9 protein-coding genes are annotated in these 14,992 nt (G+C 59.3%); 6 read left to right on the top strand and 3 right to left on the bottom strand.

The genetic code is table 11. The features are described from left to right. Positions 1-7 precede the first annotated feature (7 nt). From LJD29_RS04625 to LJD29_RS04610, 4 genes are all read left to right on the top strand, one after another. A complete protein-coding gene (locus LJD29_RS04625) occupies positions 8-1,441 on the top strand; it encodes a hypothetical protein (protein WP_446744588.1) in 1,434 nt (477 codons plus the stop codon). Positions 1,442-1,599: 158 nt separating this feature from the next. Next, positions 1,600-5,139, top strand: a complete 3,540-nt coding sequence (locus LJD29_RS04620) for an IPT/TIG domain-containing protein (protein ID WP_446744587.1) — start codon at positions 1,600-1,602, stop codon at positions 5,137-5,139. Between the two features lie 322 nt (positions 5,140-5,461). Continuing rightward, positions 5,462-7,105, top strand: a complete 1,644-nt coding sequence (locus tag LJD29_RS04615; RefSeq protein ID WP_446744586.1) for a hypothetical protein — start codon at positions 5,462-5,464, stop codon at positions 7,103-7,105. 120 nt (positions 7,106-7,225) lie between these two features. Then, positions 7,226-8,254, top strand: a complete 1,029-nt coding sequence (locus LJD29_RS04610; protein ID WP_446744585.1) for an alpha/beta hydrolase family protein — start codon at positions 7,226-7,228, stop codon at positions 8,252-8,254. Here the strand turns inward: LJD29_RS04610 and LJD29_RS04605 are convergent. Then, entirely contained in the window at positions 8,215-9,435 is a 1,221-nt protein-coding gene (locus LJD29_RS04605; RefSeq protein ID WP_446744584.1) for a glycosyltransferase WbsX family protein, read from the bottom strand. The two genes, LJD29_RS04610 and LJD29_RS04605, sit on opposite strands and share 40 nt — an antisense overlap. A gap of 156 nt (positions 9,436-9,591) precedes the next feature. Between LJD29_RS04605 and LJD29_RS04600 the strand changes: the two genes are divergently transcribed. Further along, positions 9,592-11,160, top strand: a complete 1,569-nt coding sequence (locus tag LJD29_RS04600) for a carboxylesterase/lipase family protein (protein WP_446744583.1) — start codon at positions 9,592-9,594, stop codon at positions 11,158-11,160. 65 nt (positions 11,161-11,225) lie between these two features. Here the strand turns inward: LJD29_RS04600 and LJD29_RS04595 are convergent, their stop codons facing one another. Both LJD29_RS04595 and LJD29_RS04590 read right to left on the bottom strand, forming a co-directional pair. Further along, a complete protein-coding gene (locus LJD29_RS04595) occupies positions 11,226-12,248 on the bottom strand; it encodes an ROK family protein (RefSeq protein ID WP_446744582.1) in 1,023 nt (340 codons plus the stop codon). Between the two features lie 59 nt (positions 12,249-12,307). After that, positions 12,308-13,693, bottom strand: a complete 1,386-nt coding sequence (locus LJD29_RS04590; RefSeq protein ID WP_446744581.1) for a sugar porter family MFS transporter — start codon at positions 13,691-13,693, stop codon at positions 12,308-12,310. A gap of 92 nt (positions 13,694-13,785) precedes the next feature. On the opposite strand from LJD29_RS04590, the gene LJD29_RS04585 reads away from it, so the two are divergent. Then, positions 13,786-14,892, top strand: a complete 1,107-nt coding sequence (locus tag LJD29_RS04585; protein WP_446744580.1) for an SIS domain-containing protein — start codon at positions 13,786-13,788, stop codon at positions 14,890-14,892. Positions 14,893-14,992: the final 100 nt, after the last annotated feature.

Below are 14,992 nucleotides of genomic sequence, written 5' to 3'. Positions count from 1 at the left end.
GAGAGCCATGACGTTTCTGAAACAACGAGCCGCGCTGAAAGCAGGGAAGCTCTATGCACCCGCAGGGGTGACTGCAGCCCTGGCCTTGATGCTGAGCGGCTGCGGAACATCCTCCACTGGAACCGCTACCACCACACCCGCTGCCACGCCAGCAGGGCCGCAGCTCTACATGTCTCCCAGCATCGCTGGCAGGCCGGCCTCTGGCCCTTCCGTGACGGAGGATGTAGCCACCTTCACCATCGACGATGCGAAGGCTACCTTTGCCCAGACCATCTATGGCTTCACCGGCACTGTAACCGGCTTCCAGGTGCAATATGCCGGAAAGCTTGTCCCCACCACGCCGTCGCGGGGGTTTCTCAATCTTGACCTGACCTGCAGTCCCGCCACTGGGGATGGTTGTATTACAAGCGCCAGCACGCCGAAGCAGGGAGGGTGGGCGTTGGAGCTTGCCGGTCAGGCAGGCGGACTCGCGCAGATCGCCGGGCAGACCTTCGTGCCGCTGGTGGCAGCCAATACCTGCCCGTCCATGAAGACACCCGAGAAATTCCTCTTCGTCACGTTGCCGGCGTATCTCAATACCGGCGCACTTGCGTCGCAGGAATGGAATCCGCTGACCGAGACAGCTTATGGAAGCGCGGAGATCAGCGCCAGCGGCACAGCCGTCACAATCGGCGGCATCGCTCAGTTCACACTGCCGTCTAGCGGAGGCAGTGGTGCTCCAACAAATCCGTCGACGGCGAGCGTCACCGGCGTTTGCGCTTCAACCAGCTACGGAAACACCGTCAGCATCCCTGGAAACGTCACGGCGACAGACCCTGGTATCAGCTCCGAGGTCAACACGCCGCAGGCGCTGATGGGCATCGGGCCCTCCGGCCTACTGGTGGAAGACAACGGCACGGCTACCGTCGGTCATACAGTCAAGCCGCCCTACTATGAGAACGTTCTCGGCTCCGGAACCGGCGCCATAGGCCTTCCGCAGCCCGCCAGCGCTGTCAACACCAGTTCGCTGACGGGCGCGCAGTACCTGGGCTTCTTCTTCGGCGCGGGTGACTCGAACTCCAACTGGTCAAGCGCTCCGGTTTCGTTCGGCTTCGCCAGCCAGCCGACGAGCTGCGCGGCCATCGCTCCGCAGACCGCCAGTACGCTCTACGGCGGAGATTTCTCCGGCAACAATCCAGGCAGTTCGACGACCGGTTACGGCAACTGTGATTTCGCCATCGATCTCGGCACCCAGGATGCCGCGACGAATGGTCTCTATCCAGCGGCAACGGTCTATGTTGGCTCCGGTTTCGGAGCCAACACCACCGGCAAGACCTACAGCTTTCCGGCAGTCGCGATCGCCGGGCAATTGAATGGCAAATACGCAATTTTTCTGATCGGCATGGACACGGTAGGAACTCCGAACCAGCCGTGGGGAATATATCTCCTGCAATCGAATTGAGCCTCGAACGCGGCGTGTCTGTGAGCTCGCTGCGTTCAGAAAACAGGATTGCGGGCACTGATTCGAAACGGTGCCTGCTCAAAGTAAAGCGCAACTGCTACAGCGTGAAAGGACGCGGAATCGTGAACTCATCTGCCTTGCTGAAAAACAGAGTCTCCGTGACTCAATATTTGAGAAAGCTGCACGGCAGCCGCTCTGTTGTAGCGGCCATGCTGCTGGCGGCCCTGCTGATCGTGAGCGGTTGCGGAGGCGGCGGTTCCACCACCTCGTCTTCATCGGTGACGCCCACCCCTACCTTCACCCCGCCCGCCGGATCGTATCCGTCAGCCCAGAATGTAACCGTTTCGGATACGAATCAGAGCGCGGTACTCTATTGCACCAATGACGGCAGCAAGCCGACGACCTCCTCGCCGAAGTGCGCCAACCCCATCATGGTTTCGCAGAGCCAGACCATTAACGCCATCGCCGTGGCGTCCGGCATGAGTGCCAGCGGCATGGCCACGGCTGCATATACCATTGCTGGATCGGTGGCCGCTCCCACTGTCACTGGCATCGGCCCGGCGACCGGCCCGACCGCGGGCGGAACCGTGGTCACAATCGTCGGAACCAACTTTACCGGCGCCACCGCGGTGAACTTCGGAACTGTTCCCGCCACCAGCTTCGTTGTGAACTCTGCCGGCAACATCACCGCGACATCGCCTGCGGAGGGTACCGGTACGGTGAACATCACCGTCGTTACCCCGGGCGGCACCAGCGCCACCAGCAATGCAGACTTGTACACCTACGCTGCGTCGCCCACGCCGGTCATCAGCAGCATCACGCCGGGTTCCGCCCCGGCCGGTTCAACTGTTGCCATCATTGGCACCAACTTCGGCTCTTCACAGGGCGGCAGCACCGTCACCTTCAATGGCGTTGCGGCAACGTCGATCTCAAGCTGGACATCCACTTCCATTCTCGTCGCGGTTCCCACCGGGGCAACCACCGGCAACGTCGTTATAACCGTCGGGGGAGCCGCGAGCGCTGGTACTGCCTTCATCGTGACCCTGCCTGCGCCCATCATCACCCAGCTATCGTCCAGCTCGGGCCCTGTGGGCAGTACGGTCGTCATCATCGGAAGCAACTTCGGCGCGACGCAGGGCACGAGCACCGTTACGTTTAACGGAACCGTCGCCACCTCCATTGCGAGCTGGTCTCCGACCACGATCGTCGCAACCGTGCCTGCTGGCGCAACCACCGGTTCCGTCAATGTCAATGTCAACGGAGTCGAGAGTAACGGCGAGTCCTTCACTGTCGCTTCTACGGGCGCTCCCGTCATTAGCAGCCTCAGCGTGAGCAGCGGGTCCATAGGAACCGCCGTGACCATCACCGGCTCAGGCTTCGGCGCGGCGCAGGGCAGCAGCACGGTCGCCTTCAACGGCACTGCGGCCACTGCCACTAGCTGGACCGATACCTCGATTGCCACCACCGTCCCAACCGGCGCGACCACGGGCGACGTTGTGGTGACCGTGAACGGAGCAGCCAGCAACGGTGAGAGCTTCACTGTCAACGTGCCTGTACCGATCAGTGGTGTGGTGGTCAGCGGGCCCGCAAGCGGAGGCACTCCGCTCACCGCCACCGTGCAACTCTACGCGGCCGGCACCAGCGGATACGGCATGGGCGCGACACCGATCGGCAGTCCGGTGCAGACCAACGCTACCACCGGAGCCTTTACCGGCATCATTGTCGACTGCTCGACGCTTCCCGCGCCCGGCGACCAACTCTATCTCGAATCCGTTGGCAGCAACACGCAGGCCACCTTCATGGCAGCGCTCGGTTCCTGCGGACTGCTCAGCAGCGCGGGGGTCAGTGTCACCATGAACGAAGTGACCACCATCGCCTCCGCCTACGCGCTCTCGGGCTTCGCCAGCATCAACTCAAGCGGAGGCATCACCATCGGAACCCCAACCAGCGCTACGTCCTGCAATGCCACCGCAGGCTGGAAGAGCACCGGTCCCTCCACCTGCAACTACCTCGGCCTCAGCAATGCCTTTGCGACGGTCAATAACCTGGTGAATGTCACGACCGGTACAGCGCTTGCTGTCACTCCGGCATATGCGTCGAACAATGTGCCGGTTTTCAATAACAGCATTGCGCCGCAGGCGCGTGTCAACTCGCTGGCTAACGCGCTTGCTTCCTGCGCCAACCCGGGCACTGACAACTGCAGCGGCCTCTTCATGGATGCCACGCTAAACTCTGTAGCGCCCGCGGACACCCTGCAGGCGGCTTTCAACATCGCGCAGAGTCCCGCTAATAACGCCAGCAGTATTGCCACTCTCTCAGCGTCCGGTACGGCTTATACTCCAGCGCTCACATCTTCGGATCTCAGCATCATCACTGACTGGTCCCTGCCTATCATCTATCAGGCCGGTGGTTTAGGAGGTCAGTCTGCCCAACTGGCTGCAGGAGGCATTGCCATCGATGGCAGCGGCAATGTCTGGGTGCCTCTGCAAAACCCTGCCGGTTCGACAGCCGCCGGAGGAGCCGTGGCCGTCTTCAATAACCAGGGAGCACCGCTGTCGCCGTCGGGCTCAAGTTCTTCCGGTCCCGGAGGTTTCACGGCAAATGGGACAATCCATAACCCGCAGTCGATTGCTATCGACCAGAACGGATTTGCTTGGCTCGGCAACGCTCCTACGCAAACCGGGTTCTTTGCGCAGGGCAGTGTAAGCGTGATCGATGCAGGCGGAAATTCGCAGTTCGGTACGGGAACGGTGCCATACACGAACACCTTGCTGCTGTTTCCGTTCCCCTCCGGCATCGCCGTGGATGCGAACAATAACGTCTGGATTTCGTCGGATACAGAACCGACGGGGCAGTACGGTCCATGCAGCACTACCGACGGCGGCAGCGTCCTGGAACTTACAGCTTCAGGAGGCTCGATCAATTCCACGAACGCCGTAGACACCTTCATGGACAACAGCAGTTGCCCAAGTCAGATCGCGATCGATGGCAACGGCTATCTGTGGACGTACGATGATGCATTCCCTTATAACCCCACAAATGATGACCCGTACATCAATTACGCTCTCGTTCTCTTCAACACCTCCGATGGCTCCCTGGCTGGCGGTCCGTACAATAACTGGGTGCCTGAAGGTTTCAACGGCAACATTCTGATCAATGCTGCTAACAATGGAATGTTTAGTTTTCCTACGGGGCAAAATCAAGTCTGGTTGCAGCCGACCATAGCCGGCGCCACCGATCCATCCCTGTATAACTCCAGCGGGCCACAGAAGGTTTCCGGCCTTCCTTTTATGCCAACGATGTTCGCGACACCGATTCTGACAACCAATCCTGGATTAGGACAGAGCGTCCAGTCTGCGCTCGATGGAGCGGGAACGTTCTGGGGGCTGGGATCGGACAGCAACGGCCTAGCTTATTTTGGTTTATTCGCTGTGAATAGTGCCGATACGGCGGTGGTCTCTCCGGCAAATGGCTACCTGGGATACAGCCTTCTGAGTGTGGACACTGTCACCCCAATCTACAACGGCGTCGCTTCAGCGGTAGACAGCTCCGGAAATGTCTGGGTGCCAGGCCAAAACGTTACTCCTAGTGGTTCCGGATCTGGTAACCAGTTGACGGAGATCGTCGGGGTTGCCGTTCCGGTATCGACACCACTCGCGAACGGTGTGGCTGCGAACACGCTCGCCCAAAAGCCCTAGTCGTCAAATCCACGCACCGAAACGGCAGCGCGATTCCAGCAACATTGCTGGAATCGCGCTGCCGTTTTGTTCTACGCAGAGGCGGTCCTGGTGAAGCCAGGGCCGCCTCTGCGTAGAGATGGCGAAGGCCGTATGAAAGTTCTTCGGGGTGGTTGGGAAATGGGGTGCTCGCGCGTTTTAACAGTAGAGAGCCAGAAAGCATCCGGCATCCGTGCCTGGAATGACTTGCTGGCAGCGGTCCCCCGCACTGCGATGCCTGTCCTTTTGGGAGTGGAAGCGCTTCTCCGTATGGCGACGCAGACAACTGTATGTGGAGCAGCAAATGCGAATGATGAAGGCTGTCTTCGGCTTCGCCGTAGTGCTGATCGCACTCACGGCCGGTGCAAACGCTCAAACCGTTGTTTTCAATGCAGTCGGTTCTTCCGCGCAGTTCCTGGAACTAGGCCAGGCTGCCGGATCCGCTACCAGTGGTTCGCCCGCTGGCCTGGGCGCAACTTGCGTCTGGAGCAACAATCAGGGTTCTGATCCTACGCATGCCATCCAAGTAACTGATCCCACGACGAGCCAGACCGAAACCGGCAACTCCTGGATCGCCTGGACGCCAAACAGCAGCAGAAGCTGCACCTCGGTAGATTCAACCACCCAGATTTACGTGTTCCTGCAGACGGACTCGGTCATCGGCGACCGCTGCTTCTTCAACGGTTGCAAGTTCGGAACGTCCGAGTCGCCGTCCGGCTCGGCTCCTGACAACCTTATCTTTCCCGCTGGCTCGACAACCCCGGAAATTTCGCTTACTCCGGACGTATGGACTGCTGTAAACAACAGCGTGCAGAATGCAGCAGCGACGGACATTCGTCCGGAAGATGCTGCGTTTGCGACCCAGCGCGCACTTGCTTCCTGCGACGCCACCATCCAGACATCTACCGGTGCGGATTCGGGCTATCGTGGTCTTGGATACAGCTCGGGCGGCACCCCGGTCGAGAGCGAGTACAGCAGCAGCACCTTCCACATCACCAACTTTACCTTCAACGCCAACAGCAAATTCACCGTGACCCCGCTCGGCGCAGTGCCGGTCGTCGTCATCGTTCACCCGAGCGATACGACCGGCTTCGGTTCCAGATCGTTCACCAACATCACCCGCGCGAACCTCTCCAACTATCTTGACGGACTGTGGGGCAACACCAGCCACGTCATCACCGGAAGCAATGCGCCGACCACGGTCGTCGTGCGTGAGCCCGCTTCGGGAACTTACAACACCATGGAGTTCGCTGTTCCGAACACCGTTGCTCGCTTGGTCTCGCAGGACGTGGGCAAGAACCAGCCCACCGGGCAGAACGCCTGCAGCGGCGGCGTTGCTCTTAATCCCCTCAACCTCGAGAACACCGACGGCGGCTATCGCAACCGCGCCATCGGCACCGGCCAGGAAATCAGCGTGGTCGAAAATCTGACCGCGCCGGTCTCCGGCAATCCGCAGGAACCGAATTCGATCGGCTATGCCTTCTGGAGCACGGCGAACTTCGCCGCTGCGACCACCGCGAACGCGAAGTACATCCAGGTAGACGGTGTCGATCCCATCGAAACCACCTATGCGACGGCCGGCGTACTGCCGACCACCGCAAACGGCACTCTCAACAAGGTCACCTTTGCCAACATCAACAACGGAACCTACCCGATCTGGTCGCTGCTCCGCCTGGTCAGCGCCACTCCGGCTCCTGCAGCGGTTACCAGCATCGCCACCGCGGCACAGGGTTTCGTTGCCACCACGACGCAGCCCGACTTCGTCCCCTTCACGGGTCTGACAGTGCTGCACTCGCACTTCACCCCGCCGGGCATCACCTACCCGAGCGCTTCCACCACGAGCACTCCCACCCCGAACAACGGTGGCGCTTGCGGTACGGAAGCCGGCGGCGATGTGGGCGGCGTGATCCTCGCCTCCACCTCGTGCACAACTGGTTCGCGGATGTAAACCTCAGCCGGGAACGTCCTGTGAAGCGCAGGACGTTCCCGGATTTTTTGCGCAGCGCATTTCGCTCGAAGGCGCTGGCGGATTTGTCCCTGTATCCACATGTATAGCCGGGAGCCCTCCATGTACCGTTCTCTCTTCCTTGCGATGGCAATTCTCTTTCTGTGTGTCTCCGCGTCTCATGCGCAGGCGGCCGGTGCGAGCGCCGCTCCGTCTGTCTTTCTGGATACGCCGGAGCAGAAAGAGGACTGGACAAAGCTGCCCCTCAACAAGAGCGGGCTCGACCTCACGGCGATCAACGGCGTGGTCTATGGCAAGTCGGAAAAGCCGGAGTTCACCAGCGAAGTGGTCCGGGTGCAATGGCGAGGCGGCGATCCGATCGACCTCTACGTGGTTCGTCCTCACGGTGTGAGTAAGCCACCCGTGATTCTCTTTCTTTACGATTATCTTTCGGATACAGACCGGTTTCGCAATGAAGCCTGGTGCAAGAGGGTAGTCGAACGCGGATTCGCGGCGGTAGGTTTCGTCTCCGCCCTGACCGGACAGCGCTATAGCACTCGTCCCATGCGGGAATGGTTTGTCAGCGAGCTGCAGGAGTCTCTCGGTTCCTCGACTCACGATGTGCAGATGATCATCAGCTATCTCGCCAGTCGCGGAGATATCGACACCACCAGGGTGGGTATGCTGGGCGAGAACTCCGGCGCGACCATCGCGATCCTCGCGGCTGCGGCGGATCCGCGAATCAAGTTTGTCGACGCGATCAATCCCTGGGGCGACTGGCCGGACTGGTTGAAGGAATCGAAGGTCATCCCCGAGCCGGAGCGCGCCGCCTATCTGAAGCCGGAGTTCCTTGAGAAGGTGGCGATGCTGGACCCCATCAAATATCTGCCGCAGCTAGGCGGCAGGGTACGGATCGAGCAGGTAGCTACCGATCCGATGACGCCGGGAGATGTGCAGGCGAAGATTGCCGCGAGTATGGCTTCGTCGAATGACGTAATGCACTACGCAGATGTGGAGTCACTGGTGAAGGTCTGGATGACCCAGGATTGGTGGCTGAAGAAGAAGCTGTGCGCTGCCTGTGAAGAGACAGCGCAGTCGATGTCTTCGACTCCTCATGAAGAGCCGAAGACTCTGCCAAGCGCTTCGAGATAACCGGTTCCGTGTTGCTTGTCCGGCTCAAGATAGCTGCCTTCTGTCCATTCGTTCCACGAGTTGATCGTGATGAGCCGCTGTGCCTTGGGTAATTGCTCTGCGGCAAATTTCTTCGCAGAGCGAAACGCTTCTTCGACCGCCTGCGGAGAGTTGTTCACGATGACAGACGTAAAAGGGTAGTCGGACAGGCGGAAGTTATCAGTCTGGCAGGCGCGTGGTGTGGAATCCCAACCTACGGTCACATTCGGAAAGTACACGCGTCCATACTGGGTGGCCGCGTTATCGCGATAGGTTTCGTACTGTCTCCGCATGTCGGCGTAATCCGTTGTGAAGCCATCTGCAAAGCGCGTGTGATGTATCCAGACATAAGACGTAGTGCTTGCAATATTGAGCCGTTCCAGCAGGTCGGGCAGGTTGCTGATCTCGCTCTGGCCGGGAAGAAGTTTTACTCCCCATGTGACCGCGTTGACGTGAACGCCAGGCAGGCCGATTGCTCTCGCTTTGGATCGAAGGCTGTTTAGAGCATCCGCAGCCCGGCGCGGTCCGCCCATGCCTTCGACGAAGCGAAAGAGCTCGTAGATGGAGAAATAGGGCATTCCGTCTATGCGAAGGTATGACGGATGCTGAAAGAGCTGTAATAGCCTGTCGGACATGGTGTCGAAGGTTTCACGCGAGACACCACCTGCGAACTGGAGATTCGGGGAGCCGTTGAGTTTGGCAGGCTGAATGTCGTACCAGTCGTGGTTTGCCCACATGATGCCAAACTTCAGATCCTTATTGTTCGCGGCGCCGAGAAATCCGCGATCGAGTGCTCCGTTCAGGAACGGACCATCTTTGTACCAGTACCAGTCGAAGATCAGCGCGTTGAGTTTGTGATTGTGGGCGGCTTCGATCTTTTTTTCAAATACGCGCGGATCCGATTCGTCTTCATATCCCCAGGAGGGAATCTTCGGCTGATGATGGTTTTCAAATCTTGGAGTGGCCGTACGAACCAGGTTCCATTCGGTCCACCCTGGGCCATGCGCCTTTTCGTTGCGCGGATCGACATGAAAGTTCCCGAAGTAGTATGCGGCGGTGATGTAGCCATCTGTGGTTGGCAGCTCGGCAGAGGCAGCTTTGGGCTGGAGTCCGTTGCTGAATGCGACAGCTCCGGCACCAGCGAGAAATTCTCTACGATCCATAGGGGGCTTTTCCGTTGTTATTTCGCGTGCCGTAGTTTTGAAAGGATCATCCTACCGATTTCGCACGCGGCTGGCGATGATTCGAGAGCGGCAGGGCCGCAACCGGTAGGCCGTGAAGTTACAATTCGGACCTGAGATGGTGCCACTGGAGGGCAAGTGCTCAAGTTCCGAATGCTGCATCTTTTGATGGTTGCGACGATGTCCTTTGCGGTCATCTCCTCGAATGCTTCTTTTGCCGAGAAGCCGATCGTTCATACGCAATCCGGCGACATCTCGGGAGTTCGAAGCGCGAGCGGCATTGTTGCCATCAAGGGCATCCCTTTTGCTGAGCCGCCTGTCGGCGATCTTCGATGGAAACCGCCTGTTCCTGTGAAGCACTGGAGCGGCGTGCGCAGCCGTGACAATTTTGGTGCGAGCTGCATGCAGCGCATCCACGACACTTTTCTGCCGTGGACCCCGGAGTTTCTGACCCACAATCGCGTGAGCGAAGACTGCCTCTATCTGAATGTCTGGACTCCACGCGTATCAACGCAGGCGAATCTTCCAGTAATCGTCTTCATTCATGGCGGAGCGTTCCTCGAGGGCGCTGGAGATATCGCTGTCTATGACGGCGAACATCTGGCAGCCACGGGGCTGGTGATCGTTACGATCAACTATCGGCTTGGGGTCTTCGGATTCCTGGCGCATCCCGAACTTTCGGCGGAATCCGCACATCACAGCTCTGGCAATTACGGGCTGCTCGACCAGATTGCCGCGCTGCACTGGGTGCAGGAGAACATTCGCAGCTTTGGCGGCGATCCGCATCGCGTCACGATCTGGGGACAGTCCGCGGGAGCATTCAGCGTGAATGCCCTGCTTGCGTCGCCACGTGCAAAAGGATTATTTCAGGGCGCGATGGCAGATAGCGGCATTGGGAAAGCCGATCATTCGATGGCTGACCTGAAGTCCGCCGAGGCGAAGGGGCTGGCCTTCGCGGCAGAGCATCACGCTGCCTCACTGAAAGATCTGCGCGCCGTTCCAGCAGAACAGCTGTTGCCAGGTTCCGGTTTCTCGCTGGATGTCGACGGGTGGGTTCTACCCGATACTCCGGCGGCGCTCAGCACCAAGGGTGTTGACAACGACGTGCCTGTTGTAACCGGCTACCAGGCGAATGACGGGCTGCTCTCCATGCCGGCGGACGTGACAATGGATGGATTCGACAAGCTGTTACGCAAGCAATATGGCGATCATGCTGATGAGTTTGAGAAGCTCTACCCCGCAAAGAATATGGATGAAGCCAGGCGTGTGCTGCTTGAAAGCAGCCGCGACCGCAATCGGGTTTCGATGTTCCTGTGGGCCAGTGAACGGGAGCGGAATCATCGTGGACCGGTTTTCACCTACTTCTTTACTCGTGCCATTCCGTGGCCGCAGCACCCGGAATATGGCGCCTTTCATACGGGTGAACTTCCTTACTTCTTCCGTAACCTCGACAAGCTCGATCGCCCCTGGGAGCCGATCGATGAAGACCTGTCAAAGACGGTATCGAGCTATCTGAAGAACTTTGCTTCGACTGGAAATCCGAACGGCTCCGGGCTGCCAAACTGGCCGCAGGTGCATTCCGGTCAGCTGACCACGATGGAGCTGGGCGAGAAGGCGGGCCCGATTTCCCTGGCTGACCCAGCCCGCCTCAATTTCTGGCTGCAGTTTTTCCATTCACTCGATGCCGGCCGTGCTCCGGCATTCTAAGCTGATGGGGGCATTCGCCAGCGTCGGTTTTACGGCATGACTCCTGGTGAATGTTCCTGTAGCCGTTACTTATTCTGGAACAAGGCGGCCGCGCGCGGGGAGTGAGCCGCGTCGAGCGCCATGCGGATCGCGCCGACGATCTGCGCGTCAGAACCGAGCGAACTGAACTCCAGCCGTGGAATAGAGCGATAGTTCCAGCTTGCGAGGACTGCAAGTGTGGCATCCCTGAGTGCTGGATGCATGCCGACCGTCCCGCCGAGAACGAAGAGCGGGGTATTGAGGACCAGCGAGATATTGTGAATCGCGGCTGCAAGCACGTCCGCCGTCTTCTGAAGGATCGCGGCAGCAAGCGCATCGCCGCTGATGGCATGATCGAAGATCTGAGTCGCGGTCAGTTCGGAGGGAAGCGTTGTCTTTTCCGACGACCACTGTTTCTTCCACTGATTCTGAATACCTTCGCCGCCGATCAGGTCTTCGAGCGGCCCGGGTTTGTCGCGCTCCGGGCGATTGCTTGAGAGGCCGGGAACGAGCATGTAGCCGATCTCTCCAGCGCTCCAGCTCTTTCCCTGAAAAGGAAGTCCGTTCAGGATGATTCCCGCGCCCACTCCGGTGCCGATGGCGAGGAAGACAAAATCGGAGTTGCCGGAAGCGGCTCCTGTCCAGCTTTCGCCCAGTGCGGCCGCGTTGACATCGTTGTCGATGGCGGCGGGAACGCGAAAAGTCTCTTCCAGCAGATCGCGCAGCGGAACATTGCGCCAGCCCATCAAGTACGACGTGGCGATTACAACGCCGGAGTTCACGTCGGTTACGCCTGGCGCTCCCGCGCCGATTCCACGAAGCGCTGATGAGGGCAGGGCAGTCTTCAGAAGAAGCTCTTCGACACCTTCGCGTATGAGCGAAAGAATCCTGTGCGCTTCTCGGATGCCGCGCGTACTGGTGGCCTTGCGAGCGAGGACTTTGCCCGACATATCTGCCAGGGCGAGGCGAAGATTGGAGCCTCCGATATCGACGCCGATAACACAGCCGCCGTTTGCAGAGGGTTCTTCAGTGGATACGATGGCAGGGCCATTCATGGGGTGTTGCGACATTCTTAACGGTCTCCAGGTCGTTTCGCTATGCGCCACATCAAGTGGTGCATTTGACCGGTTCATTGAGTGTTCAAAGATGTTTCTGCGCTGATGCTTTCAAGCTGACGTCCTGCGGTTTCAGGAACGACGAAACGGACGAACAGAAGGGTGAGGATGCAGAAGATTCCGTAAATCGAAAACGTAGCACTCTTTCCGGCAGCGTTGATGAGCGAAAGGAAAGTGAGCGACACGATGAAGTTCGAGGTGCCGGAGCCGATGGTTGCAGCGGCGACCCCGCGTCCGCGTACGTGCAATGGAAAGACTTCGGAAACGAGGATCCATGCAATCGGCCCCATGCTGAAAGCAAAGAAGGTGATGTAGACCATCAGGCATGCGGTTGCAAGCATACCAAGAGACGCGCCGAGCGCAATCTGATTGTGGAATGCGTATGCGAGAACGAAGAGCGAGAGCGTCATGCCTCCTACACCGGCGTAAAGAAGTGGCTTGCGGCCTGCGCGGTCCACGAGAATGAGCGCGATGATGGTGCCAACCACGTTCATGATAGCCACCAGGAGCGTCGAGAAAATGGCACTTTTGTTCGATGTGATGCCGGCAAGCGCGAAGATTTGCGGGCCGTAATAAATGATGGTATTGATGCCGGTGACCTGCTGCAGAACCGTGAAGCCGACGGCGATAAAGAGCGAACCGCGGACAGCCGGGCTCCACAGGGCGCTCCAGCGCTTTTCGACCTTGGCCGCGAGTGCGGTTCGAATCTCGTCAAGCAGCAGGCTCGCGCCTTCTTCGTTCGTGTACGTCCTTAGCACCGCTTCTGCCTCTGCCTTACGGTTCTGTCCGAAGAGCCAGCGCGGGCTTTCGGGCAGGGTGAGGATCAGTACCAGGAAGAGCGCGGCTGGAATGGCGCCGATGCCGAACATCCAGCGCCAGGCGTGCGCCCCGGCCAGCCAGTATCCGACGAGGTCTGCGCCGGCGATGCCCAGCGTCAGCGCAAGCTGGTAGAGGCCAATCAGCATGCCTCGCGAGCGAGGCGGCGAAAGTTCGGAGACGTAGACGGGCGCGGTGACAGAGGTGAATCCGATGGCGATGCCGAGGAGAGCCCGAGCGGCAATCACGAGATAAACATTTGGAGCCAGTGGAGCGAGCAGCGAGCCGGCGATGAAGATGGCCGCGCCCCAGAGCAGGGTTGCGCGTCGCCCGATGCGGTCGGCGATGGTTCCGCCTATGAGCGCGCCGGCCATGGCCCCGATCAGCACGATGCTGACGACAATCTCCTGCATGCGCGTGGAGAGCGCAAAACTTTCTTTGACGAAGATCAGGGCCGCCGCGATGATGCCCATGTCATAGCCGTAGAGAATGCCGCCAAGGCCGGCGATAAAGGAGATTCTCCATAGAAACTGGCTCCGTACCGGCGTTTCGGGTACCGCGACAGGGTTGGACAACGCTTTCACCTCGGTGGCATCATAGTGCTAGCCATCATTGTAATAGTTATTTATAAAGTAGCGGCAGTTATTTCGAGTGCTGCGCCGGGAAATGACAGGTCATGGACAAAAAAACTGAGACGCAGGCGCCTCGCTGGATCTCCGGCGTAGAACCGCCCAGGGAACTGCTGAACGCCAACGGAACACAGGTGCTGGAGTACGAGTGCCGCCAGCAGCCGGATAAGCTGGCAGAACTGTTAAAAGCGTATCGCGAAGACGCCGATGTGCGCTCATCACTGAAGCGGATGGCGGAGCTGGCGAAGAAACCTGGACCGGTGTTGTTTATCGGCATGGGTGGATCGTTTTGCTCGGCCTTGAGCGGCTCGACCTTGCTGCAAACTCACGGGCGGTCGTCGTTTTCGATCGATGCTGGTGAGTGGCTGCACTATGGCCTGCCGACCTGGAACGATGCTGCGCTTTCCGTTTTGCTGACGACTTCCGGAGAGAGCGCGGAGCTGGTTGAGCTGATGCGGCGGGGAGAAGATCGTCCCCTGGGGCTGATCTGCAATAACCCGGTGAGCACCTGCTGGAAGATGGCGAAGAATCCGCTGCCGATCCTGGCCGGGCCGGAGTACGGCAACGCGACCAAGACCTACACCAACTCGACTGCGGCAGCAATTATCCTGGCGAGCGAGATCGCTGGCCTTCGTTGGGAAGCCGATGCCGATGCGGCGTACAAGGTATTCTGCGAGTCACTCGATCCTCTCTTTGCGATTCGTCGAGAGATGGAAGAGTTTGTGAGCGGAGCGGCAAATATCGAAGTCATCGGGCGCGGCGCGGCGTATGGCTCCGCGATCATGGGGGCGCTGACGATTCGCGAGATGAGCGGCGTGCGCGCTGCTCCCCATACGGGAGCAGGATTCAAGCATGGCCCGAACCTCGATGTGGACAAGACGCATGTTGCCGTGATCTTCGCGCTGGGCCGCGTGCCGGAGCTGGGAGTGAAGCTGGCGAAGGAGTGCAATCGCAAGGGTGGCAAAGTGATCCTGGTGTCGTCGGAAAACGTCGAGCGTACCGATCTGCTCTTGCCCGTGAAGATCGATGCAGTCCCCGAGCCCTGGGAGAGCCTGACTTCGATCCTGGTGGCGCAGGCGCTGACGCTGGGCATCATCGAGAAGATCGGCTGCCGCCTGCCTCCGCGGTTCCAGTATGGCGTGATGGAGCAGTAACGATTCAGCTGGTTGCGAAGGCTGGTCAGGAATCTTCCTCCCACCCAAGCGGAGCTTGGATGGGGTACCCATTTTCGTTCTTGTTATTGAGAAGTCCCCT

Origin of the sequence: Silvibacterium acidisoli, assembly GCA_022870745.1 — a bacterium.
Lineage (GTDB): Bacteria > Acidobacteriota > Terriglobia > Terriglobales > Acidobacteriaceae > Silvibacterium.
Note: the sequence above shows the minus strand (reverse complement) of the source record. Positions and strands in the feature narration are given on the sequence as shown.

Excerpts from the sequence above, each read along its gene's own strand:
- LJD29_RS04625 (WP_446744588.1), top strand. The coding sequence starts at position 8 with ATGACGTTTCTGAAACAACGAGCCGCGCTGAAAGCAGGGAAGCTCTAT.
- LJD29_RS04615 (WP_446744586.1), top strand. The coding sequence starts at position 5,462 with ATGCGAATGATGAAGGCTGTCTTCGGCTTCGCCGTAGTGCTGATCGCA.
- LJD29_RS04610 (WP_446744585.1), top strand. The coding sequence starts at position 7,226 with ATGTACCGTTCTCTCTTCCTTGCGATGGCAATTCTCTTTCTGTGTGTC.
- LJD29_RS04605 (WP_446744584.1), bottom strand. The coding sequence starts at position 9,435 with ATGGATCGTAGAGAATTTCTCGCTGGTGCCGGAGCTGTCGCATTCAGC.
- LJD29_RS04595 (WP_446744582.1), bottom strand. The coding sequence starts at position 12,248 with ATGTCGCAACACCCCATGAATGGCCCTGCCATCGTATCCACTGAAGAA.
- LJD29_RS04585 (WP_446744580.1), top strand. The coding sequence starts at position 13,786 with ATGGACAAAAAAACTGAGACGCAGGCGCCTCGCTGGATCTCCGGCGTA.